The sequence below is a fragment of the Chryseobacterium sp. HR92 genome, from assembly GCF_045689405.1.
Classification (GTDB): domain Bacteria; phylum Bacteroidota; class Bacteroidia; order Flavobacteriales; family Weeksellaceae; genus Chryseobacterium; species Chryseobacterium viscerum_A.
In genome coordinates, this window is the sequence record NZ_CP139139.1 from 4,486,585 (window position 1) to 4,512,500 (window position 25,916).

Here is a 25,916-nt window from a genome sequence, read left to right on the forward strand (position 1 = left end):
AACCAATTGAACTATCAATGATTAAAATTCAGGCGGAAGCCAATGTTCCTACAGAGCACGGTACTTTCCGAATGATAGCTTTCTCCGAAAACGCAAACGACTGGATGCCTCATATGGCCATTGTTGCTGAAAATACAGATTTTTCAAAACCTGTTAATGTTCGCTTCCATTCAGAATGTATTACCGGAGAAGTTTTCCATTCAAAAAAATGTGAATGCGGCCAACAATTGGATGCTGCAATGAAATATATCCATGAAAACGGTGGAATTATCATCTACCTTCGCCAGGAAGGGAGAAACATCGGGATCATCAACAAGCTGAAGGCATATTCTCTACAGGAAAAAGGGCTAGACACCGTACAAGCCAATCTTGAACTGGGACTTCCTGCAGATGACAGAAACTTTGGCGTAGCCATTGAAATCCTTAATCTGCTGGATGTAAAAGATATCAACCTTCTGACCAATAATCCTGAAAAGGTAAAATATGTGGTAGACAGCAATATTCATCTTAATTCAAGAGTACCGCTACAGATTCCTGCAAACGAAATAAGCAAAGGATATCTGCAAACAAAAAAAGATTTCTTTGGACATCTACTGGATGACAATGATAACTAGATAAAACAAAAGCTTCAGAAATTCTGAAGCTTTTTTATTTTTACTATTCCTGAAGAAATTCTCATTTTGATTCAGACCACAGATTTCATACGTAAAACACTCAAATAGGCCAACAATTTAACAGGACCTCATCTTCATCTCTTTATAGACGATACTTGAATTATGGTGCCATATAGAATCATTAATTGATCATCTATAAATCAAAAGCCCCGGAAGATATTCTCCCGGAGCTTTTTTAATTATAAAAAACTGAAAAGATATTCTAAATTATTTAGTCTTGATTTTAGACTCGTCAATATTGTAATATTTAATTACACTCTTGTAATCGTTGTAATCTACTACATTACCTTTAGCTGTTTTTGCACCACCTGTTCCTGTTCCGTTTGCAGGAAGAATAAGAACTCTGAATTTTTTATTCTGATAGTATGATGGATTAGCTGTTAAACTAAATGCAGCAGTAGAATTAATATTAATAGTAGCAGCATATTTACTGAAATCAAAAATATAATCTACAGCATCATTATTTGCGTTACCCACATAAGATGTATAGGGAAGAAGTTTCCAGACAGGAGAATCTCCATCTGTTCCAATCTGCATATAGATAAGAACCATATCTGATTGCACTAATGGCTTGTTAAAATCATCACTCCATCTGTAAAGATTGTCAGTTACTTTTGTAAAAGTAGGAGATATATCAAATGATTGGTTTATTGTATCATAATCTGTTCCCTGTACTACAGTGTCATCACTATTATCACAGCTATAAGCGGTAAATCCTACAGCACCCAGGAATAAAAAGAGAAGTATTTTTTTCATTTCTTATTAAAGTTTAGTTATTATTTATATTGCGTATTCAAATCATATACCAAAAATCTCAAAAACTTTGTTTTCCTCATTTTTTTAATTGTATTTTTGTTCTTATTCAAAAAGTCATGAAGAAATTATTATATACTTCACTCTTTATTGTCGCATTGATAAGTCCTAAGGTGAACGCCCAATATCAGCCCAAAAATGCTTCTAAGGAAGATTTGAAAAAGGCTCAGCACTGGGTTGACAAAACCTATAAAAATCTTTCTCAGGATGAAAAACTAGGACAGCTTTTTATTGTGGCACTTTATACCAATAAAGGTGAAGATTATATCAGCCAGGTAAGAAATATTGTTGCAAATGATAAAATAGGAGGTCTGATCTTAATGCAGGATGATGCTGCAAGGGAAATCAATCTGGTCAATGAATTTCAGCAGAAATCAAAAGTTCCTTTGATGATTGGTATGGATGCCGAATGGGGGCTATACCAGAGAATAGCCACTGCTCACAAATTTCCATGGGCAATGACATTAGGGGCTATTCAGGATAAAAACCTTGTGTATCAGATGGCCGCAAAAATTGCTGATGATTGTCACAGAATGGGAATCAACTGGGATTTTGCTCCTGTAGTGGATGTCAATACCAATCCTAATAATCCTATCATTGGGAACAGAAGTTTTGGTTCTGAAGTAGATAATGTCATCAGCTCTGCCCTGTCCTACTCTAATGGTCTTCAGGATAATAATATCTTAGCAGCAATTAAACACTTCCCTGGGCACGGAGATACCAGCACAGACTCACACCTTGATCTTCCTGTAGTTTCCCACTCGATAGAAAGGCTCAACACAGTAGAACTTGCACCGTTCAAAGCATTGATGGATAAAGGAATCGGCGGAGTAATGGTTGCTCATTTATATGTTCCAAGCTTAGAATCAGGGAAAGGAATTCCCGCTTCTGTTTCTAAAAATATCATTACCGGATTATTGAAAGACAAGCTGGGGTATAAAGGCTTAATCATCACCGATGCTTTAAATATGGGTGCTGTAGCCAATAAATACAAGCCAGGAGAACTGGATGCTATGGCTTTTAAAGCAGGAAATGACATTATGCTTTTCTCACAAGGTGTTTCTGAAGGTAAAAAACTGATTCAGAAAGCCATTGATAAAGGGGAAATTCCTCAGTCCAGAGTAGAAGAAAGTGTGAAAAAAATCTTATTAACCAAGTATTTCCTTGGCCTGACACAATACACACCAAAAAATCCGGAAAATATCAATACAGATTTAAATAATAATTCTCATATCCAGCTGGTACAGAATCTTTATTCCAATGCATTGACTTTATTAAAGGATGAAAAGAAATTACTTCCTCTTACAGGAAAACAGATTTATTATGTTCCTTTGGAAGAAGCCCCTTATCAGACGTTCGCCAGCAGGTTAGGTAACAATGTAATGATCAAAAAAGCAGGTGAAATAAATACTATTCCAGCAGGATCAACAGTAATTGTCGGTTTCCATAAAGATAATTCAACGGCTTATAAACCTTATAAAGTTTCAGCAGAATCTAAGCAGGTGCTTTCTGATCTTACCAAAAATCAAAATGTAATTCTCAATGTATTTGGAAGTGCTTACGCATTAAAGGATATTGATATTTCAAGAGTGTCAACGGTTCTTGTTTCTTATGAAAATAATGATGATTCAATGAATGCTGCTGCAGATGCTCTAAACGGAAAAACAAAAATATGGGGAAAACTTCCTGTACTGGTTAATGATCAGCTGAAACCAGGAATGGGCATTGATCTTACTACAGTTACCTCAGCAAATAATACAACATCAAAACAACAATAATCTAATGAAAATAGGCATACTTTGCTATCCAACATATGGAGGAAGCGGAATTGTAGCAACAGAATTAGGAATGTCTCTTGCCAATAAAGGATATGAAGTACATTTCATCAGTTCTGCACTTCCTGCAAGATTAGACATTACCAACCCGAATATTTTCTTCCACAGGGTAAATGTTCAGACCTATCCTCTTTTCCAGTATCAGCCTTATGATATTGCGTTAAGCTCAATGATCTACAGGGTTGTTAATCTTTATAAACTGGATCTTCTTCATGCACATTATGCCATTCCGTATGCGTATGCAGCTTTTACAGCAAAGCAAATGCTTCAGGAAGACAATAATGATATTCCGCTGGTGACTACTCTGCACGGTACAGATATTACCCTTGTAGGCCAGCATCCAAGTTATAAACATGCAGTAGAATTTTCAATCAACCAGTCAGATGCTATTACTTCAGTTTCTGAAAGTCTGAAAAAAGATACGCTTCAATTTTTCAACATCAAAAAAGAAATTCAGGTGATTACCAATTTTATTGACAATTCTGAATTTGATGACTGCTCTGAGTGCCAGAGAACACAGTTTGCCAATCCTGATGAAAAGATTCTGATCCACGTATCGAACCTTCGTCCTGTAAAACGTGTGGATGAAGTACTTCAGATCTTTAAGAATGTGGAGAAAAAGGTAAAATCCAAACTGATCATCATTGGTGAAGGCCCTGATATGGAAAAGGTCAATCAGTTTTTGGAAGAAAACCCGGATCTTATCTCCAAAATCCGTCTTTTAGGAAAAGTGAATGATCTGTATAAAATCTTACAGCTTTCGGATGTATTTCTTCTTCCTTCGGAGCAGGAAAGTTTTGGTCTGGCAGCTTTGGAAGCTATGGCTGCTTATACTCCGGTAATCAGTTCCAACGCAGGGGGAATTCCTGAGGTGAATATTCAGGGAGAAACAGGATATCTTGCTGAAATCGGAAATGTAGAGGCGATGAGCAACTATACCATTAAGCTGTTGAGCAATGATGAACTTTTAACCAAAATGAAGCAAAACGCGAAAGATCAGGCTATAAAATTCGATTTGAAAAACATTCTTCCTATCTATGAGAAAATGTATAGAACGACTATAGAAAACTTTAATAAGAAGCTGACGAAAGTATAATATTTCTATTATATTTATCGTCACACTTATGACGGAAAAACTACTTCAATATCTTTGGAACTATAAGGTTTTCAAAAATTTTGACTTCAAGGATATTGAAGGGAATTCCGTTGAGATCATCCATTTTGGAAAATGGAATAAAAATGCCGGCCCCGATTTTCTGGATGCTAAAATCAAAATCAACCGCTTACTTCTCGCAGGAAATATAGAACTGCATGTTCGTTCCTCAGACTGGATTTTCCACAATCATTCCCAGGATCCCAATTATCAGAATATCATTCTGCATGTTGTATTTCAGCATGACATAGAAATTCAGGAACTTACCGGAAAGCATGTTCCAACTTTGGAGCTGAAATATCATATTGATGAAAATATCATACTGAAATATGAAAAACTCATTAATGAAAACGAATTTATTGCCTGTGAAAATATATTCAATCCGAAAAAAGTACCTGTAAATTTCCATGAAGAGAACATTCTGAAAAAACTGGACGAAAAATCTGAAGAACTTGAACAAAGTTTAATCCGGTATAAAAATAATTTTGAAGCCGTTTTATTTCACAGTTTTGCTTATTCATTCGGATTAAAAGTAAATGCTCATATTTTTCGGCAGATTGCTGAAAGTGTGGATTACAGCATCATTAATAAAATCCGGCAGAATCCTCTTCAGCACGAAGCTTTACTCTTCGGAATTTCGGGATGGCTAGAGAAGCCACAGGACGGACAGATGAAAATATGGAAAAGAGAATTTGATTTTATTAAAGCCAAATTTTCGATTTCAGATCTGAAATTTCATCCTAAGTTTTTAAGATTAAGACCTCCAAACTTTCCTACCATCCGATTGTCCCAGTTGGCAGACCTTTACAAACATCAGAATCTATTCTCTAAGATTATGGAAGCAAGGAATGCAAATCAGCTATATAACATCTTCAGAGTTGTAAAAGCCTCTGAATACTGGGATTTTCATTTTAATTTCGGAAATATTTCAAAAGTACAGCCTAAAACACTGAGCAAGGATTTTATGGATCTTCTTATTCTAAATACTGTCCTTCCTCTAAAGTATACTTATCACAAATACCATCGCGAAGAAATTGCAGATGAAATTATTGAACTGTACAAAACTGTTTCAGCTGAAAAAAACACCATCATTAAAAGCTGGGAAAAACTTGGCATGAACATTACCAATGCATTGGAAAGCCAAAGCATGATCTATCATCACAAAACCCATTGTGAAGTAAAAAACTGTTTAGCCTGTGGTATTGGATTTAACCTTTTAAAAGAATAGCTTTCTTTAATAGATATCATTACACAAAAACCTTATCAAAAAAATTCCTTAACTTGCAGTATTGGATTTAAACTTTTAAATAACAATCTGGAAATGCTGAGTAATATCCGTCATAAAATGGAAAGAGAGTGGTTTGGTGTACTGACAAGAACGGGTGCCAAACTGGGGATTCCTGTATCTAAATTGAGAATTTTCTTCATTTACTCTACTTTTGCCACAGCAGGCTTTTTCTTTCTGATCTATTTAGGATTGGCATTCACGCTTTGGATTAAAGATATTTTCATCACCAGGAGACCAAGTGTCTTTGATTTATAAACTATGGAATTTTTACCGATCACATCTGCTGAGGATCATAGAATAAAGGAAATCTATGCTTCTTACACAACTACTTTTCCTGTAGACGAACAAAGAGACAAAGAACAGTTTGAGGGTTTATTTTCAAATCCGCATGTAAAGTTTATGTCTGTCATTCATGAATCGGAAGCTATTGGCTACCTCATCTTGTGGGAGCTCAGCACTTTTGTTTTTGTAGAGCATTTTGAAGTATTTGAAGCATTCAGAAGTAAGAAACTGGGTTCTCATATCATCAATCACATTTCAGAAAACTATCCAGGTGTCATTTTAGAAATTGAACCTGCAGATTTGAGTGAAGATGCTGCAAGACGCTATTCTTTTTATCAGAGAAATAATTTCAGTCTAATTGATGATACTCATATTCAGCCAAGTTATGGAGAAGGGAAAAAGTCTTTGAATTTATGGTTGCTTGCTAACTACACTCCTGAAAATGTAGAAGAAGCCAAAAAAGAAATTTACGATATTATTTATCAATAAAAGAAAAACGCCGGAATCTTTCTCCGGCGTTTTTCTTTTATTGATATTTATATTTAATTTACCTCGTACTCCAGTTTTATTGTGATGCTGGCTTCTTTTTCTTTGGAAGAGGTATTGAAAGTTCCTCCATAGGAATAATCTTCATTAGAGTTGGGCGCTGTAATCTGGATTACTCCCATTGTTGCTTTCTTTAGGTTTCCCAAACTGCTCCCTGAGTTTTCAGCAATTTTCTCAGCACGTTCTTTGGCATCTTTTGTTGCACTGGCAATCATTTCCTGCTTTACGGTAGCCAATTTAGTATAAAAATAGGCTGGTGAAGAAGAGGTGAATTCAATTCCGCGATTGATAATTTCCGTAATATTTCTGGAAAGATTTTCTATTTTGCCGACTTCTTTACTTTCAATAGAGACTTTTTGGGTAAGGTTATAACCGGAGAATTCTCCCTGTACATAATTTCCGTTGGCATCATTATAACTTCTGAACTGTTTTTGGATATCTACGGAAGAAAATACAATCTCTTTCTGCTGTATCCCTTTTGAAAGCAGATAGTCATTGATTACTTTTCGGTCTGTCGCCAGCTCATCATAAGCCGATTTCAGATCAGCATTATTTTTGGAAAAACTTCCGGACCAGGTGATCAGATCTGATGTAAACTGTTTTGTACCAAGCCCTGTTACGGAAATAGTATTTTCAGATTTGTTTCTGTTTTTAATGGCATTTCCTAAAAATCCAAGCCCGATTATAAAACCTAGCGCGGCAATAGCTACTGCAAATATATTTTTATTCATAAAACTTGTGAATTGAGTTGTTGTTACGATAAAGATTGTATCAATTTCTATTCCAATATTTTAAGATTTTCTTAACATTTGAACTACTTTTCATTCTCTTTCAGTCTTTCTATAAAAAGAGGTGCCGTTTCTTCTAATCTCAGCATTACGCCAGAAAGATTTTTTGCTTTTACATAGGTTCGTACCTGAGGCTTCGCTAAAAATGAAAACTGAATAAATTCTGAAATTCTGTCAGCAGGAATTCCGGCTTTTACAAAGTAATCATCATCTATCCTATCCCGAATCCAGGCAATGTGCTCCTGGAGGTCATCATATCTATATTGTCTTTTCTGCCTTCTGGCTTTACCGCTTATCAGATCATATACTCCCTGAACATTCAGGTTTCCTAAGAGTATGGGCAAAAGAACACTTTTCACTTCTGCAGGCTTCTCTCTCATTTTTCCAACCGGCTGCGGAAGTCCTACAGCATCTCTCACCTGTTCTCCTTTATCTACTTTTGCCACAATCCGGGAATCTACTCCCAAATCTCCGGTAAGCTTTTTTACGATCTTTACCTCTCCTACATCTCTCGGAATCTGATAAAGTGTAATGAATAAGGGAGGATTAATACCATTGATAAGAACTTTTCTGGATGTTCTGTTGAAATCTTCTTTTACAAATCTCAGTTCATCATTGGGATTGGCTTCTATAGAAAACACACCTTCTGAATCAGAATATATTTTTTTGTCGGAAGACATGTTAATAACAATTACTTTACTCAAGTTTTCCCCATTATCATCCACTACTCGCCCGGTTACTGTCTGCTGAGAAAAAATAAAAGTACTGCACAGAAGCATAAGGAAAAGAAGAAATTTTCTCTGCCCCAATGTTTTTATATTTTTAATGAAATAATTCAATTTTTATTAAAGTTATTCTTTAGTTCCTTCCAGTTTATTTGTTTTACTGTACTCTCCAAAGGCGATTTTAAGTTCATATTCTACCACACTTATCTGAAAATCCTTTCTGTATCTTTTTGCCAGTGAACGTGTTTTTTCCGCATAAAGAAGAAAAGCATCAATCTGTTCTTCATCCATTCCGTATTTTTTCAGAAAACTCAGATTGACCTGATTTTTTACTCTCTTAAGGAAATCCTGGGTTTCATTGTAATTCGCTTTGGTAATTTTGGGTTTTGTTGCTTTCTTTACCAAGCCTGATACAGCATTAAATACGCCAAACAGGTTTACCTGCCCCGCATTGTAATCATGTCCTGTAAAAGTTTTTGAAATTGTATTAGTGGGCAAAGGCTGATTAAGCGGACTTTTCATATACTCCTCCATATCTGATTTCAAAGACTGAAGCTTTCTGGATTCATTCAAGTGCTGATTATCTTTCGCAAGATTTCCTGTAGGTCTATATTTTATCTTTACCTCAGGGATCTGAATCTCCATTTTTTTCAGAATGATATTCAGCGCAGAGTTGAAATCTTCTCCAGTAACCTTTTTATCAACCCGGTAGTATCCTTCCTTTACAAATCTGATCTCATCATTCTCTTTTGCTTCCATTTCAAATTTCCCGGACATATCACTTAACATGCTTTTGCCTTCCGAAATATTGACGATGAGTACAGGAGACAAATCAAGTTCTTCCCCTGTGATCACTTTTCCTGATATTTTTTGCTGTGCCCACAATTCCGAAGTGATACAAAACAGCACAAGAAATAAAACCTTTCCAATATATCTTATTTCCATCTATCTTTGAGTTTGTGGGGCACGGTAGGATGAAATTCTTGTCAGAACAAAACTTTGGAACCTATTCAGATCTGCATCACTGCAGAAGCCGTACTTCAGTATTTTTTTTCTCTCAAAACCACCAGCAAAAACATAGTAAATAAAATGGTCTATCAGAGGTTTTTCTATCTTAAGATTGGTAAAATAATCATCTCCAAGACTTGCTCTGATATATTGCATCAGATCTACATCATCCCATTTGTCTTTCACTTTTCCTATAGAGAACCCCTGCCCTTTTGGCTGTACAAATTCTCCGGGCTTGGCTGCCAATATTCTTGGATCAGATTTTTGAGCGATATAACGATCTATATCTTTAATCAGTTTTTCTACCTTTTTAGGTTTGTTATAGAGTTTTGAATCTATTTTCAGGTTTCCGGTAAGTCCCTGCTTCACTTCCACTTCAGGAATCTGAATGGTTTGGCGAACAAGGCTTATATTCATAGGAGACTGTACATTTTCCTGAGAAACTTTTCTCACCAGCCGTTCATACCCTGCTTTTATAAAACGTAATTCGTCCCCCTGTCTTCCGGAAATCATAAAATGACCATCTATGTTTGAAACCACCATTTCATCAGTCCGGATGTTGATTACATTCACATCCTGCATTTCAGCACCGTCTTCAGAAGTAATCCTTCCGAATATATAATTTTGGGCATGGGTATGGATAAAAAAAATAAAGGATAAAAAAAAGAATAGTTTGAGTTTCACTGGCTGTTTTTTATAAAGCAAAGCTAAAATTATTTTTAATGTATACCATAAGTTTAACCACAGTTAACGCGTTTTAATATTTCTTTTTGATTTTTGCCTTCCAAACTGTTAAATAGCCCGATTAAATTGTTAAAGTTTCTTTTAAATTTTAGCTAACTTGCAGTCTCAATTCTCTTTTTACAATGCAAAATTCTTACACAGTCATCAATGCTTCTGCCGGATCCGGGAAAACATATGCCCTGGTACAAAGGCTTCTGATGATCTGTCTCCGCTATCCTAATCAACAGCAGTCGATCAGGAATATTCTCGCTCTGACTTTTACCAATAAGGCAGCGAACGAGATGAAGGAAAGAATTTTATCATGGTTGGGAAATTTCTCTGCTAAAGACTATGCAGAGAATACAGATCTGAAAAATATCCAGAAAGCTTTTGAAGAACAAGGGCTAAAAATTACAATTGATGAACTTCATCACCGTTCTAAGAAGCTGCTGGATTATGTTCTCCACAATTATTCCACATTGAATATCGGAACCATTGACCGTTTTAATTCAAGGCTTGTAAGAAGCTTTTCTTATGAATTGGGACTGGCTAAAAATTTTAATCTTGAAATTGAAGCTGAGCCCTTTTTGATAGAAGCGGTGGATAAAATGCTGGACCAGATCGGAGAAAATGAAACGATCTCCAATTCTTTCATGGATTATGTAGATTATAGTCTTGAGAACAACGAAAGGATTAATCTAAATAAAAACCTTTATGATTCGGCAAAAGAATTTGTAAAGGATATTCACTATGAGCATCTGAAAAGCAATAAGAGTTTTGACGATGCGAATTATGAGAATATAAAAAATACACTTCGTAAAGAAATTGTTTTCAATAAAAAACTGTCTGCAGAACTTGCGGCCAGTTCTATTGAATTATTCAAATCCAGAAATATTGATATCGAAGATTTTGCCCAGGGCAAAAACGGAATCGGAGGTTTCTTTATGAAGGTCATAGATTTTTACCAACAGAAAAGAACCGGTTTTCCTTTCCCTACCACTCAGGAAGAGTCTGTCATCAACAATTACAGAAAAGGAGCATCTTCCAAGTCAAAGCATAAAGAGTCTGAAATTTTTGAGATTCTTGAGCAGCTTCTTGATAACAGAATGAAACTCATCCTTCTGTACATTGAGACTCAAAAGAAAGAGAAAGTTTTGTCTGCTCTTCTACCCTTAAAGGTAAATAAGGATATTCAGGATGAGCTTCAAAAAATTGAGGAGGAAAATGATCTTGTTCTTCTTTCTAAATTTAATATTCTGATCAATGAAAATCTTAAGAATGAGCCTTCTGCTTTTATTTATGAAAAGGTAGGATCACAATTTCAGCATTATTTCTTTGATGAGTTTCAGGATACATCAGAACTGCAGTGGCAGAATTTTGTTCCGCTGAGAGATCATAGTGTTTCTACGGAAAATACTTCATTTACATTGGTAGGCGATCCCAAGCAGAGTATTTACAGATTCCGTGGTGGAGAAAGTAAACTGATGCTGGATATTATCAACAAAAAAGAATTTTCACCGAAGGAAGCTGATCTTCTTGTATTAAAGGACAACTGGAGAAGTGCCAGAAATATTGTACAGTTCAACAATGAGCTGTACCGTTTCCATTCTGAAGGGCTTTTGGAAGAGCATAAGAACATTTTCGGGGAAGATGCTGAACAAAGTCCAAAATCAAAGTTTGATGGACGGGTAAAGGTGAACCTGATTGACAATCTTACCAATGAAGAGTTTTATAATGATACTTCAGAAAGAATGCGGAAAGACATCCAGGAATGTCTGGATAATGGTTTTAAATTTTCTGATATCACTATTCTCTGCCGTGGAAATTTTGATATTTTCAGCTACTCTCAAAAACTGGGAAGTTTAAAAGTTAAATACCGCGGTGAGGAAACGAATATTAAAACAATTTCTGATAAAGGTCTTACACTGGAACTTTCCAATACCTTAAAGGCTGTTATTGAATTTCTGCGATGGGAACTTAATCCTAAGAACAAGCATTGTCTGATTATGATGATGTATCATCTGAATACTCTGGGAAAAATTCAAATGCCGGATTTTACTTTAAACATGAAAGAAATTCTGGATATTGAAAGCCATGAAGAGATTCTTCAATATATTCAGGAGAAATATTCACTACAGCTTAGGCAGGATAATTTCCCGAGGTTTAATCTGTATAATTTCATAGAATATTACATCAACGAATTTTCTGTTGAAAACAAAGAGACGGACTTTTTACTGAACTTCCTGGAAATGCTTTTTAACTTCACTCAGAACGCGAGCGCCAGTACGAAAGAGTTTTTGAAATATTGGGATGAAGAAGCATCTTCTTATACCATTCAGGCTTCAGAAAATATTGATGCAATCCAGATCATGACTATTCACAAGTCCAAAGGGCTGGAGTTCCCTATTGTATTCATTCCTATGATTAATAAAAACCGGGATAATGAATTTACCAACTGGTTTGATACGAATGAGAATGAAGCTTTAAAATCAGTCAATATCAATCAGTTTAATAAGAATCTGGAAGTTTATGATGAGGAAATTTTGTTTTTCAACACTAAAAACTCTTATAAAAATATGATTGACAGGCTTTGCCTGCAATATGTGGCTACAACAAGACCTGTTGAGCAGCTGTTTTTCTATCTTCAGAAAGCGAATAAGACCTCTAATAATCTTGAGCTTCTTGAATTCCTTCAAACAAAAAACCCGGAACAGGCTGATGAGTTTGATGTATATGAAGTGAATCCTGAAATGTTGAAAAAGTACTCGAAAGATAAAAGTTCATCTTTTAAAACACAGAATATCCAGAATCTGAAGAATGTCAATGAAAAAAGCACTTCTATCAAGATTGCAACTCCTTCTAAAAACTATCAGGTACGAAATGAAAAGGTGAGAATCGGACTTTTTGTACATGAGCTTTTATCGAAGATCAATACTGAAAAAGATATCAGAAAGGTATTGGAAGGATATGCTCTGGAAGGTCAGATCACTTTGGAGGAAAAGAATGAAATACAGTTCACTTTAGAGGAAATCGTAAAAACTTATGCTGAATTTTTTGATGAAAAATGGGAAGTGATCAACGAGAAAGATATTATGATTTCTGAAAACGGGGAAAGTCATATCTTCAGACCTGACCGTATTTTAAAAAGTGAAGAAGGTTATATCATTGTTGATTTTAAGACTGGTGAGCAGAAAACCAAAGATGAGGCACAGGTAGAAGGTTATAAAAATATTCTTGAGCGTCTTGGTAAAAAAGTTCTGAAAACTCAGATTATTTATCTGTAGATTTTCCAATCCGACCTTAATAGATTTTCAGATAAAAATAAAAACCGCTATTTGGATAGCGGTTTTATATTTTAAGAAGTTTAAGTCTTAGGCTGTTGTAGCAGGAACAAATACTCTCTGAGACAATTCCTGGTCAAAAAGATATAGAGCTGATGGATTATCACATACCATTTTGATTTTCGTTACGTACTGAGAAGCGCTTGCTTCTTCTTCTACCTGTTCGTTAATAAACCACTGTAGGAATGACGTTGTTGCAAAATCTCCTTCATCGTTTGCATTTTTTACAATATTGAAAATACTTTTAGTTACTATTTTCTCATGTGCCAATGCTTTCTCAAAAATATCTGTTGCATTTTCGAACTCATGTGGAGGTTTTGGAATTTCTCCGATGATAATTTCCCCGCCTACATCATTCAAATAATCAAACATTTTATCTGCGTGCATCAATTCTTCTTTGCTCTGCACTCTGAAATAATTGGCAATTCCATCCAGATCTTTTCCGGAAAACCATGCAGACATTGAAAGATAATATTGAGCGGCATATTGTTCGTGGGCAATTTGTTCGTTAATTAATTTTGCAATTTTTTCGCTAACCATAAGTATTAAATTTATAGTCAAAAATAGGGAATAAAAGCCCGAAATCAAAAGTTTTAAATAAAATTAATACAAAAAGGATGGAAAAACATCCATCCTTAACACATTAAAAAACTAAAATTACAAGCTGTTATTTTACGTCAGCAGCTCCCGTATTCATCGGCTTTTTCATCATTCTTCTTTCTTTCATTGCCATCTTCATTTTTTCTGCTTTTGCTTTTCTGTCAGCCTGCCATTTATCATATTGTTCAGGGTTTAGAATTTTTTTCATGTCAGCATCCATTTGTGCTTTTTTGGCCATCATCTCCTGCATCTTCGCTTGTCTGTCTCCTTTATTTTTCTCGAACTCAGCTTTCCTTTCAGCATTTCTTTTGTCCTGAAGATCTTTTATCTGAGCTACCTGAGACTGGTTCAGATTAAGGTCTTTCTGCATTTCTGCAAGACGTTCCTGTTGTTTCTGCTCCATTTTTTGTTTCATTTCTACGGCTCTTGCCTGTCTGTCCTGTGGAGTTGTAGTCTGTTGTGCCATTGCAAAACTTCCCATTCCGATAAATGCTATTGCTAAAACTAATTTTTTCATCTTTTTAAAATTTAATTAATTGTTATTTTGTTATTATACCTTTTTGATTATTAATTAAAACATAAGTTAAATTGGTGAATTCACAAATAATGTTAAATTTTAATAAAAATAAATTAATAAATAAACAAAAAAAAGGACAGATTATAAAAACCTGCCCTTCACACCACTTAAATATAATATATGAAAATTAATTCTTTACTAAGCTGCCTCTAAAGCCTCCATTATTACCACGGTTCTGTTGTCTTGGAGCAGAACTTTCAGATCTTTGTCTGGAGCCTCCTCCATTTCCTCTGAATCCGCCGTTATCTTCTCTTCTAGGAGCTTCTCTTCTCATTTCACTATTTCCTCTGAAACCGCCGCCGTTATTGTTTCTGAAACCTCCATTATTGTCAGAATTTCCTTTGAATCCTCCGCCGTTATTATTTCTGAAACCTCCGTTATTGTCGGCGTTTCCTCTATTGCCTTCATTACTGCTTCTAAAACCGCCATTATTATCACGGAAGCCGCCTGAGTTTTCGGTTCTCGTATTTCTGAAACCATTTCCTCCTCTATTGTCTCTTCTGACAATATCAAAAGTTGGGTTATCCATTCTACGGAATCTTGATCTGTCTACCCTGTAAATATTGATATTGATATTTCTATATCTTGGCATTACAGTATATCTCGGTACATAATATGATCTTCTGTAATTCTGGAAATACACAATAGGACTTGAACCTCTGTAATAGTTATTTTGGAAAACAACAAACACTCTTGGTCCTAAAATTCTTTCCAATGCATAAAACCTGTCATAGTACCATCTGTCCGGATTATATCGGTAGAAATTATTCCATGTTGTAAAACTTGCGTACAGATTATTAAGTCTCATAATCTGATCTACCTGCCAGCGGTTTAATCTGTTCTGTACGAAAAATCCGTTCCAGTCAATATTAATGATACTTCCTCTGTAGTCGTTATAATAGCTCTGATAATAATCACTTGGATAATAATCCTGAGGATAATTATAATAATAATCGTCAGGGAAATAATTTCTGTCATCTTCATCGCTGTAATAACCATCTCCATTCTGATAATAACCATCATCACCCCAACCATTATTCGGATACTGCTGAGCTGACGTCAAAACGCCCAACCCAAAAGCTAATCCTAAAAATATTTTTTTCATCTCTATAGTCGTTAATTGGTTAATATATAGCAGAATATCTTAATTCTATCTTTTTGATACAAATAAAAAAAAGAAGTTAAATCTTAAGATCAAACTTCTTTTAAATTATTATTAACTAACTGATAATCAAGTGTTAAATTTACATTCTACCACTATCTTTTACCCAAAAAGCAATCTTTTCATTGAAAGATTCTTTCTTTTTAAGGTCTTCCAGCTTTATGTGCATTCTGTAGCGCCAATAATGTGGGAAAACTGCTGGATTATTAATTCTTTCATTATCAATTTTCTTATTGGTAAGCTCAGCATCTGTTGCCAGAAATTCCTGAATCGGGAAGATAGCCAGCATAGCTTCATTATATAAATGCTGTTTCATAATGATCTCCGCAAGATGAGGATTCAGATCAGCAGGTGCTTTACCATACTGTATAAGCTGCTGGTTGAAATATTTTTGTGTAAGGGTAGGGTCTTCTTTCCACCATTGTCTCAGGGTTGAACTGTCGTGTGAAGATGCTGTCACTACATTCATATAATTTGCATGTTTGGGATTATAGAACGGAATATTTTCAGAAGGCATTCGCTGTACCTTCAAAGCTATGATCGCTAATTCGTCCATTACAATTGGTACACATGCCGGAACCATTCCTAGGTCTTCTCCACAGATCAGCATTTTGGTAGCATTCAGGATAACAGGAAGTTTTTCCATGGCTTTTTCAGACCAAAGATGATCCTGCCTTCTGAAGAAATAATCATGGTACAGGTCATAAATGCTTTTCTGCTCCAATTCCGGAAGATGTTTGTAAGACTCTGTATTGTATACATTAAATCTTGGATGATAAACTGTTTTACCATTTCTCTCTTCTGTTAAAAACAAAACATTGGCACATAGTGAAATCAATTGCTCTTCAAGCGGGCCATAAGATTTTTTCTTAAAGAAATTAACCAGTTTTCTCTGGGTATCAAATTCTTCTTTGAAGATATAGGTTCCGTCTGCATTACGGTTCATAAATTCGAGGGCTTTTCCGCTATCTTTTCCAAAATAATCCCATAAGACCTGATTGTTGATAAAAGGCTTACAATATCTGTCAAAACTAAACGGAATCTGCCATGCCTTAAATTCCTCCGCGACAATAGGAACAGCCGGATAAAAGTATCCTAAAATCCCTTGTACGGCTGAAACAGGCATTCTCCATATTCTAAAGAAACCAAGAATATGATCTATCCTCATTGCATCAAAATACTGTTCCAGCGCTTTGAACCTGTTTTTCCACCATCTATAATCATCTGCTTTCATAGCTTCCCAATTGTAAGTAGGGAACTCCCAGTTCTGTCCCAGTTCTGTAAACTGATCAGGAGGTGCTCCTGCCTGAAAGTCCATTCCGAATAATTCCGGCTCTGTCCAGGCTTCTACTGAATATCTGTAAATTCCAATCGGAAGGTCTCCCTTCAACGAAATTCCCAGGTTATGGGCATAATCAACAGCATCTTTCAGCTGTACATGCAATTGATACTGTACCCAGGCATGAAGCATTGAGATATCATAATCTTTATTTTTCGTTGTAAAAAACTGTAAGATCTTTCCTGCAATATATTTTTTATGGGTTTTCCATTCAGTGAAATTGGGTGTTTTATATTTGTCCCTCAATACACAGAATGCAGAATAAGGAACAAGCCAATGCTCATTATCTTTGATGAATTTTTTGAAGTTTCTGTCTTTATAGATTTTATCTTTTTCTGCATAGAAAACCGCTGTAAGATATTTCCATTTACCTTCGATCATTCTTTCATAATCAATCAGATCCAAAGCATTTAAGTTCTCTTTTTCAGATAAATACTCTTCAACTAATTTTTTAGGTAAAGAGTAATCAAGCTTTTCTAAAGAAATATATTGTGGATGCAGAGCATAAACAGATACCGCGGCATATGGATAGGAATCTGTCCAGGAATAATTCGCTGTTGTATCATTGATCGGAAGAATCTGAATAATACCAAGATTCGTTTCTTTAGTCCAATCTGCTAATTTTTTAATGTCTGCAAATTCTCCTACACCAAATCCGTCTTCGCTTCTCAATGAGAATACGGGAACAGCAACTCCGGCATCATGATACATCTGATACCCTTTAAATCTAAAATAATGATTGGAAACAATCTGCAGAACATCACTCAATAGATTAGCAACCGTAAATCTGTTTTCTCCGGTTTCTACATCAATAACTCTATTTTCTTTAGTATCAAAAATACAGTATTTGAATTGGATAAATTCATTCTCCGGAATTTCTACAGAAGTTTCCCACATTCCGAAATCTGTCTGATGCAGGTGAATAACTTTTTCATAACTCCAATTTCCTAAGGATGCCGTACTTCCAAAAAGTACAATCCTCCAATCCGGATTATAAATAGGAGCTTCTATTCTGAATAGATGGGTATGTTTTTTTAAAACCGTTATTTTTTCGGGAACAAAATCATGCAGTTTATTGTAAAGAATCTTGTTGTTTAAATAGTTTTCGGGGAAATTTTTGTTATTCCATTCGTCAAAAACTATAAATTCCTTATAATTATGAGGAAAACTAAGATGATGCGGAACAAATTCCTCTCTTAATACATTGCCTTTTTCATTGACCACACGGTATTGATAAGAAATCGATTTTGAGAAATTATCAACTTCACATTTCCACAATCCATTCTCAGCATAAAACATTGTATGGATATGTACTGCAGCTCCTCCCTCTTCTCCAATGACCAACTGCAAATTTTCTCCAGCCTTTACAATATATCCTACATTAAAGTATAGTTTCATCTATATTTTTTTATAAAAATACATTTTAATATCGAAAAATAAAACTTATTAAATATCAAATAATCATTAAAAAACCTTCTCAAATCAATTTGAGAAGGTCTTCATATTCTTAAATATATTTTGTAATTATCTTGTTACGAGAATCTTCTTATTAAATATTGTTTTCCCGGCTTCATCAGTAATATTTACAATATAAGCTCCACTCACCAATCCTTTAAGATATACTTTCTCATCTATCGAAGCATCTTTTACAGACAGATCCTGAGTCATCACATTTTTTCCTGACATATCGAAAATATTCAGTTTAATATTACCTTTCAGATTCTTATTAGCATGAACGTTAATATAATGCTCATCCACCTTTGTAGGATAAATATCCAGATTGGCTGCCATAGCATTGATCCCGGAAGCTTTATCATTTGCAAAATATTTACTTGCCAAATCATAAATATGCAATCCCTGTTCTCCAGGAAGCTGCTTAGCCTGTAAAGTGGCAAGATCTACCTCATATAAGGCAGCTCCTTTTGCACTTGCAATCACCACTTTTCCCTGGGCATTTACAGCGGATCCATTAACAGAATAGTTATTCGGAATTCCGGTAATTTTACCAACAAACCTAGCTTTCAGTTCTTTTGTCAGAACCTTAAAAACATTTCCTGAAGCTGCAAAAACATAGAAGTTATTATCTGCATCAGCAATCATATCTCCGCCAAACCCCGTTTCCATAGCTGTAAATGAATTTCTACCGTTAGATGGAACATCCTTGATAATCCCAAGATCATTTACTATATATTGTCCAGCTTTTTTGCTAATTTCCAGAAACTGTGTCCCGGCATTATTCACAGCATAAATACTACCGTTATACCCTGTTGCCATTCTTGTAATATGAGAATTGATATCACATGACGATACTCTTGCAACAGTATTTTCTACCAGTGTAATCTCTTTAGTCTGTGGGTTTAAAATATAGATATTAGAGGAAAACATCGGCATATACACCAGATTATTATTTGAAGAATCATAAGCCAGGGCAGCCATAGTTATTGCTTGAGAATTACTGTAAGAGTTTTTATCTTCAGCTACAATACCTCTTCTAGCCTGCGAAAATACTTTGGTTGAAGAATCAGCTGTAAAAACTTTCTCACCAGAAGTTCCATTTGCTGCATCAATTGCCCGAAAATCATTGAAAGTAATACTCTGAGTCTCTTTTCCTACAATCGCAAAGAAATCTTGCTGTGCTTGTGCATTCACACCGAATAACAATAAAAATAGAGGGAATAAATGTTTTTTCATATTATATATTTTTAGATTCGTAATCATTTTGATATGACTAAGTTACACAATTTTCAAGTTAAAAAACAAAAATCCCGGCTATTTGAATAAAGTTGATGATAAATTAATGAATAAACAGCTCTTGTCAGTCATTTCTTCATCCTGTTTAATCAGTTGATAGAAGAATATAAAAATAATTAATAGCCTAAATTATACATAATAATTAAGAAGTAATAAATGACTCATGGTTTATTATATTTCAGGAGCATTCACCCGCTATCCATTCATACTCCTCACGCCATTGCGCTCCCACACTCAAACCCACATGCTCTCTAACCCAAGTTGCGGGGTAGCCATTGCTATCGGGGCTAGGCTAAAACAAATTATGAATTATGAATTATGAATTATTAATTATGAGTTATAAGTTGCGGGGCCCATCCAGATTAGGAAGAGTCAATTTTACATAGTAAGATCTAATATCCCAACTATGTCATTCCGTAGGAATCCAGCCACATTTATTAGGGTCTAAAGGATTCAAAGGAATATCGCTACAGTTTTTTTTAATACTTAAGTGATTTGGTAATCTTAGATATGGTTGATGATAGAACTTTAAAATTGGTTGTTTAGACTCCTGCGGAGTGACAAACCGGGGGTGATAAACGGTAATGGAGACAACAAATAAGAAGTCAGCAGGAAGATCAGGAAGAGAAAAGCAATAATGGGTAATGAATAATCAGTAATGAGTAATGGATGATGAATAGGTAATAATAACATCTGCGATGACATAGTGATGAGTGATGACTATTGTTTATTACTTATTGCTCATTACTTATTGCTCATTACTTATGTTTTTGGGATGTAGTTGCTTATTTAGCTGGATTAGGTATATAACAAAAAAAATCCTTTATCATCAGATAAAGGATTTTTTAAAAATAAAATAAAAACTGGCGGCGGCCTACTCTCCCGCTTTCGCAGTACCATCGGCGCTGGTGGGCTTAACTTCTGTGTTCGGAATGGGAACAGGTGAGCCCCACCGCTAAAACCACCCTAAAGAAGGTATATAAGGTTGCAGGATGTTGGTTATAGGTGACAGGCATTCCTGCTCCCTGATAGCTACCATCTGCTACCTGTTTTAAGCGATAAAAACTTTCACAAAGACAAAACCTTCAATGCACATAAAGCACTTGGTTTATATTAGTAACCATAGACTATAAATCTACGGGTAATTAGTACTACTCGGCTATGACATTACTGTCTTTACACCTGTAGCCTATCAACGTCGTCATCTCCAACGACCCTTAAAAGATGTCTCATCTTGAGGCGAGTTTCGCACTTATATGCTTTCAGTGCTTATCTCTTCCAAACGTAGCTACTCAGCGGTGCACCTGGCGGTACAACTGATACACCAGAGGTTTGTTCAATTCGGTCCTCTCGTACTAGAATCAAGCCCTCTCAAACATCTAACGCCCGCAATAGATAGAGACCGAACTGTCTCACGACGTTCTGAACCCAGCTCGCGTGCCACTTTAATGGGCGAACAGCCCAACCCTTGGGACCTTCTCCAGCCCCAGGATGTGACGAGCCGACATCGAGGTGCCGAACCTCCCCGTCGATGTGAGCTCTTGGGGGAGACTAGCCTGTTATCCCCGGAGTACCTTTTATCCTATGAGCGATGGCCCTTCCATACGGAACCACCGGATCACTATGTCCTGCTTTCGCACCTGATCGACTTGTAGGTCTCACAGTCAAGCACCCTTATGCCATTACACTCTACGCACGGTTACCAAGCGTGCTGAGGGTACCTTTGAAAGCCTCCGTTACTCTTTTGGAGGCGACCACCCCAGTCAAACTACCCACCACGCAATGTCCTTCTAAAAGAAGTTAGGCTCCAAGTAAGTAAAGGGTGGTATTTCAACGTTGGCTCCACCTACACTAGCGTGCAAGCTTCAAAGCCTCCCACCTATCCTACACATTACTTACTCAAAGTCAATACGAAGTTATAGTAAAGGTTCACAGGGTCTTTTCGTCCCATTGCGGGTAATCGGCATCTTCACCGATACTACAATTTCACCGAGCTCGTGGCTGAGACAGTGCCCAGATCGTTACACCATTCGTGCAGGTCGGAACTTACCCGACAAGGAATTTCGCTACCTTAGGACCGTTATAGTTACGGCCGCCGTTTACTGGGGCTTCAGTTAATGCCTTCGGTTTAACCCTAAGCACCTTCCTTAACCTTCCAGCACCGGGCAGGTGTCAGACCCTATACAGCATCTTTCGATTTAGCAGAGTCCTGTGTTTTTGATAAACAGTCGCCTGGGCCTCTTCACTGCGGCCACCATTGCTGATGGCGTCTCTTCTTCCGAAGTTACGAGACTATTTTGCCTAGTTCCTTAGCCACGACTCACTCGAGCACCTTAGGATTCTCTCCTCGACCACCTGTGTCGGTTTTGGTACGGGTTGCTTCACTTCGGCTTTTCTTGGATCAGATTACACTACAGCAGCTTCGCCCGAAGGCTAGGCCTTGACTATTCCGTCAGTCTTTAGCAGCTACATCCAACCGTCCCCTTTTTAGTGTGAGCAAGTATGGGAATATTAACCCATTGTCCATCCACTACCCCTTTCGGGTTCGCGTTAGGTCCCGACTAACCCTCAGCTGATTAGCATGGCTGAGGAAGCCTTGGTCTTTCGGTGAGCAGGTTTCTCGCCTGCTTTATCGTTACTTATGCCTACATTTTCTTTTCTATCCGCTCCACAATACCTCACGATACTGCTTCGGCGCAAATAGAATGCTCTCCTACCAGATATATCTAAAATATAAATCCATAGCTTCGGTAATATGTTTATGCCCGATTATTATCCATGCCGGACCGCTCGACTAGTGAGCTGTTACGCACTCTTTAAATGAATGGCTGCTTCCAAGCCAACATCCTAGCTGTCAATGCAGTCCAACCGCGTTGTTTCAACTTAACATATATTTTGGGACCTTAGCTGTTGGTCTGGGTTCTTTCCCTCTCGGACATGGACCTTAGCACCCATGCCCTCACTGCCGTAGAACATTTATTAGCATTCGGAGTTTGTCAGGAATTGGTAGGCGATGAAACCCCCGCATCCAATCAGTAGCTCTACCTCTAATAAACTTATATACGACGCTGCACCTAAATGCATTTCGGAGAGTACGAGCTATCTCCCAGTTTGATTGGCCTTTCACCCCTACCCACAGGTCATCCGAAGACTTTTCAACGTCAACCGGTTCGGTCCTCCACTCTGTGTTACCAGAGCTTCAACCTGCCCATGGGTAGATCACAAGGTTTCGCGTCTAATCCTACTAACTATCCGCCCTATTCAGACTCGCTTTCGCTCCGGCTCCGGTACTTAATACCTTAACCTCGCTAGTAAAATTAACTCGTAGGCTCATTATGCAAAAGGCACGCCGTCACAGCTTAATGCTGCTCCGACCGCTTGTAGGCGTACGGTTTCAGGTTCTATTTCACCCTTCTATTCGAAGTGCTTTTCACCTTTCCTTCACAGTACTTGTTCACTATCGGTCTTTCAGGAGTATTTAGCCTTGGAGGATGGTCCCCCCATATTCAGACAGGATTTCACGTGTCCCGCCCTACTCATTTATCATCAATATATGCCTTTCATATACGGGGCTATCACCCTCTACGGCTGTTCTTTCCAGAACATTCTATTAAACATATAACGACTTTTGGGCTAATCCGCTTTCGCTCGCCACTACTTACGGAATCTCTTCGATTTCTTTTCCTCCGGGTACTTAGATGTTTCAGTTCTCCGGGTTTGCTTCCCCTAAGGGATGACTGGTCTTCAACCAGACGGGTTGCCCCATTCGGACATCTGCGGATCAATTCGTGTGTGCCAATCCCCGCAGCTTTTCGCAGCTTACCACGTCCTTCTTCGCCTCTGAAAGCCTAGGCATCCGCCATACGCCCTTAACGATTTCTTTCCTATTGGTTACTCAAGCGCTTTATGCGCTCGGTTTTCTCTTTGTGATGTCTTTACCGTTAATGTCAATGATCTTAATATCTTCTTGTCCAATTGATGAACAGATGTTGTTTTTGGCTCCATCCGTAACTTTTAAATCAATCTTCCAAAACTGTGGAGAATAAGGGAGTCGAACCCTTGACCTCCTGCGTGCAAGGCAGGCGCTCTAGCCAGCTGAGCTAATTCCCCCTCTAGTAGTTGATAGTTGTCTGTTGCTAGTTCATACCATTTATATGCTATTCCCTAATATCTGCAACCTACATCCTAACTCCTTTAATTAGTAGTCTCGGGCAGGCTCGAACTGCCGACCTCTACATTATCAGTGTAGCGCTCTAACCAGCTGAGCTACGAGACTTTGTATGAGTAATGGGTGATGAGTAATAAGTTATTCCTTTTCCTCTTCTTCATTTCTCAATCTCTTTCCCTATACTAATTTCTAGTGGGTTTTGTATTTTTTTATATAACCAACCAAACAAAAAACTAAAGCTTGAACTTTAAGTAAGTGCTTTGTACTTGCGTACTAATTTTGTTTATCGTCTAATGACGCTCTAAAATGAGATGTTCCAGCCGCACCTTCCGGTACGGCTACCTTGTTACGACTTAGCCCTAGTTACCTGTTTTACCCTAGGCAGCTCCTGTTACGGTCACCGACTTCAGGTACCCCAGACTTCCATGGCTTGACGGGCGGTGTGTACAAGGCCCGGGAACGTATTCACCGCGCCATGGCTGATGCGCGATTACTAGCGATTCCAGCTTCATAGAGTCGAGTTGCAGACTCCAATCCGAACTGAGACCGGCTTTCGAGATTTGCATCACTTCGCAGTGTAGCTGCCCTCTGTACCGGCCATTGTATTACGTGTGTGGCCCAAGGCGTAAGGGCCGTGATGATTTGACGTCATCCCCACCTTCCTCTCTACTTGCGTAGGCAGTCTCACTAGAGTCCCCAACTTAATGATGGCAACTAGTGACAGGGGTTGCGCTCGTTGCAGGACTTAACCTAACACCTCACGGCACGAGCTGACGACAACCATGCAGCACCTTGAAAAATGTCCGAAGAAAAGTCTATTTCTAAACCTGTCATTTCCCATTTAAGCCTTGGTAAGGTTCCTCGCGTATCATCGAATTAAACCACATAATCCACCGCTTGTGCGGGCCCCCGTCAATTCCTTTGAGTTTCATTCTTGCGAACGTACTCCCCAGGTGGCTAACTTATCACTTTCGCTTAGTCTCTGAATCCGAAAATCCAAAAACGAGTTAGCATCGTTTACGGCGTGGACTACCAGGGTATCTAATCCTGTTCGCTCCCCACGCTTTCGTCCATCAGCGTCAGTTGTTGCTTAGTAACCTGCCTTCGCAATTGGTGTTCTAAGTAATATCTATGCATTTCACCGCTACACTACTTATTCCAGCTACTTCAACAACACTCAAGACCTGCAGTATCAATGGCAGTTTCACAGTTAAGCTGTGAGATTTCACCACTGACTTACAGATCCGCCTACGGACCCTTTAAACCCAATAAATCCGGATAACGCTTGCACCCTCCGTATTACCGCGGCTGCTGGCACGGAGTTAGCCGGTGCTTATTCGTATAGTACCTTCAGCTACTCTCACGAGAGTAGGTTTATCCCTATACAAAAGAAGTTTACAACCCATAGGGCCGTCGTCCTTCACGCGGGATGGCTGGATCAGGCTCTCACCCATTGTCCAATATTCCTCACTGCTGCCTCCCGTAGGAGTCTGGTCCGTGTCTCAGTACCAGTGTGGGGGATCACCCTCTCAGGCCCCCTAAAGATCGTAGACTTGGTGAGCCGTTACCTCACCAACTATCTAATCTTGCGCGTGCCCATCTCTATCCACCGGAGTTTTCAATATCAAGTGATGCCACTTAATATATTATGGGGTATTAATCTCCCTTTCGAAAGGCTATCCCCCAGATAAAGGCAGGTTGCACACGTGTTCCGCACCCGTACGCCGCTCTCTCATTTCCGAAGAAACAATACCGCTCGGCTTGCATGTGTTAGGCCTCCCGCTAGCGTTCATCCTGAGCCAGGATCAAACTCTCCATTGTATGTTTGTCTGACTCACTCAAAGTTTCTTAACGCTTTAGTTTTTCCTTACTTGGTTGTTATATTGTATGTCAATGATCTTTATATCTTCCGCTTTTTAACGAAGCAATCTCTCTGTCAGTGTCGCTCCGTATTTGCGAGTGCAAAAGTAAAACTTTATTTTTAATTGACCAAATGTTTCTGAAGAAAATTTTAAAGTTTTTTAAGTAACCTTAATCTCTTCATTAACCTCAATCCATCAACTCCTGCGCTCCCTTTATTTGGGACTGCAAAGATACAAACTCTTTTTAATCTCACAACTTTTTTTGTCAAAAGTTTTTAAGT

General features: G+C 37.5%; 17 protein-coding genes, 2 tRNA genes and 3 rRNA genes. 7 read left to right on the forward strand and 15 right to left on the reverse strand.

All coding sequences use genetic code 11. From position 1 onward, the window contains the following. Positions 1-17: 17 nt before the first annotated feature. Positions 18-614 carry a GTP cyclohydrolase II gene (ribA, locus tag SFA27_RS20325; RefSeq protein WP_047373998.1) on the forward strand — a complete coding sequence of 199 codons (597 nt, stop codon included), beginning with the start codon at positions 18-20 and terminating at the stop codon, positions 612-614. Between the two features lie 267 nt (positions 615-881). Here ribA and SFA27_RS20330 read toward each other — a convergent pair whose 3' ends face one another. Continuing rightward, a complete protein-coding gene (locus SFA27_RS20330; protein WP_047374000.1) occupies positions 882-1,430 on the reverse strand; it encodes a hypothetical protein in 549 nt (182 codons plus the stop codon). A gap of 116 nt (positions 1,431-1,546) precedes the next feature. On the opposite strand from SFA27_RS20330, the gene SFA27_RS20335 reads away from it, so the two are divergent. The 5 genes from SFA27_RS20335 to SFA27_RS20355 all read left to right on the forward strand — a co-directional run bounded on the left by SFA27_RS20335 (position 1,547) and on the right by SFA27_RS20355 (position 6,534). Continuing rightward, on the forward strand, positions 1,547-3,265 hold the full coding sequence (locus SFA27_RS20335; RefSeq protein ID WP_407294543.1) for a glycoside hydrolase family 3 protein: 1,719 nt from the start codon (positions 1,547-1,549) through the stop codon (positions 3,263-3,265). Between the two features lie 4 nt (positions 3,266-3,269). After that, complete coding sequence (gene bshA / locus SFA27_RS20340; RefSeq protein ID WP_047374001.1) at positions 3,270-4,418, forward strand: N-acetyl-alpha-D-glucosaminyl L-malate synthase BshA; 1,149 nt, start codon at positions 3,270-3,272, stop codon at positions 4,416-4,418. Positions 4,419-4,446: 28 nt separating this feature from the next. Next, a complete protein-coding gene (locus tag SFA27_RS20345) occupies positions 4,447-5,703 on the forward strand; it encodes a DUF2851 family protein (RefSeq protein ID WP_407294546.1) in 1,257 nt (418 codons plus the stop codon). 93 nt (positions 5,704-5,796) lie between these two features. After that, on the forward strand, positions 5,797-6,018 hold the full coding sequence (locus tag SFA27_RS20350; protein WP_034695702.1) for a PspC family transcriptional regulator: 222 nt from the start codon (positions 5,797-5,799) through the stop codon (positions 6,016-6,018). Positions 6,019-6,021: 3 nt separating this feature from the next. Further along, the gene (locus SFA27_RS20355; protein ID WP_047374005.1) at positions 6,022-6,534 is read left to right on the forward strand and encodes a GNAT family N-acetyltransferase; all 513 of its coding nucleotides are present in this window, start codon (positions 6,022-6,024) and stop codon (positions 6,532-6,534) included. Between the two features lie 53 nt (positions 6,535-6,587). Here SFA27_RS20355 and SFA27_RS20360 read toward each other — a convergent pair whose 3' ends face one another. The 4 genes from SFA27_RS20360 to SFA27_RS20375 all read right to left on the reverse strand — a co-directional run bounded on the left by SFA27_RS20360 (position 6,588) and on the right by SFA27_RS20375 (position 9,796). Continuing rightward, positions 6,588-7,322, reverse strand: a complete 735-nt coding sequence (locus SFA27_RS20360) for an SIMPL domain-containing protein (RefSeq protein ID WP_047374007.1) — start codon at positions 7,320-7,322, stop codon at positions 6,588-6,590. An 83-nt stretch (positions 7,323-7,405) separates the two neighbouring features. Then, entirely contained in the window at positions 7,406-8,218 is an 813-nt protein-coding gene (locus SFA27_RS20365) for a carboxypeptidase regulatory-like domain-containing protein (protein ID WP_407294549.1), read from the reverse strand. Positions 8,219-8,230: 12 nt separating this feature from the next. Beyond that, positions 8,231-9,049 carry a hypothetical protein gene (locus tag SFA27_RS20370; protein WP_264519595.1) on the reverse strand — a complete coding sequence of 273 codons (819 nt, stop codon included), beginning with the start codon at positions 9,047-9,049 and terminating at the stop codon, positions 8,231-8,233. Then, complete coding sequence (locus tag SFA27_RS20375) at positions 9,050-9,796, reverse strand: hypothetical protein (protein WP_047374044.1); 747 nt, start codon at positions 9,794-9,796, stop codon at positions 9,050-9,052. 182 nt (positions 9,797-9,978) lie between these two features. On the opposite strand from SFA27_RS20375, the gene SFA27_RS20380 reads away from it, so the two are divergent. Then, a complete protein-coding gene (locus tag SFA27_RS20380) occupies positions 9,979-13,119 on the forward strand; it encodes a UvrD-helicase domain-containing protein (RefSeq protein WP_407294552.1) in 3,141 nt (1,046 codons plus the stop codon). 87 nt (positions 13,120-13,206) lie between these two features. Here the strand turns inward: SFA27_RS20380 and SFA27_RS20385 are convergent, their stop codons facing one another. From SFA27_RS20385 to SFA27_RS20430, 10 genes are all read right to left on the reverse strand, one after another. Further along, positions 13,207-13,716, reverse strand: a complete 510-nt coding sequence (locus SFA27_RS20385) for a ferritin (RefSeq protein WP_047374012.1) — start codon at positions 13,714-13,716, stop codon at positions 13,207-13,209. A gap of 127 nt (positions 13,717-13,843) precedes the next feature. After that, the gene (locus SFA27_RS20390; protein ID WP_264519597.1) at positions 13,844-14,293 is read right to left on the reverse strand and encodes a hypothetical protein; all 450 of its coding nucleotides are present in this window, start codon (positions 14,291-14,293) and stop codon (positions 13,844-13,846) included. Between the two features lie 187 nt (positions 14,294-14,480). Beyond that, a complete protein-coding gene (locus SFA27_RS20395; protein ID WP_407294555.1) occupies positions 14,481-15,458 on the reverse strand; it encodes a hypothetical protein in 978 nt (325 codons plus the stop codon). Between the two features lie 139 nt (positions 15,459-15,597). Beyond that, entirely contained in the window at positions 15,598-18,252 is a 2,655-nt protein-coding gene (locus tag SFA27_RS20400; protein WP_407294557.1) for a 4-alpha-glucanotransferase, read from the reverse strand. Between the two features lie 126 nt (positions 18,253-18,378). Continuing rightward, a complete protein-coding gene (locus SFA27_RS20405) occupies positions 18,379-19,545 on the reverse strand; it encodes a T9SS type A sorting domain-containing protein (RefSeq protein WP_407294559.1) in 1,167 nt (388 codons plus the stop codon). Positions 19,546-20,466: 921 nt separating this feature from the next. Then, positions 20,467-20,574: ribosomal RNA gene (gene rrf, locus SFA27_RS20410) — 5S ribosomal RNA — on the reverse strand. A 156-nt stretch (positions 20,575-20,730) separates the two neighbouring features. Beyond that, positions 20,731-23,488 (reverse strand): 23S ribosomal RNA (locus SFA27_RS20415). Positions 23,489-23,641: 153 nt separating this feature from the next. After that, positions 23,642-23,715, reverse strand: a tRNA-Ala gene (locus SFA27_RS20420). Positions 23,716-23,807: 92 nt separating this feature from the next. Next, positions 23,808-23,881, reverse strand: a tRNA-Ile gene (locus tag SFA27_RS20425). Between the two features lie 196 nt (positions 23,882-24,077). Next, positions 24,078-25,594 (reverse strand): 16S ribosomal RNA (locus SFA27_RS20430). Together the 16S, 23S and 5S rRNA genes with 2 tRNA genes alongside form the textbook arrangement of a ribosomal RNA operon. Positions 25,595-25,916 lie beyond the last annotated feature (322 nt).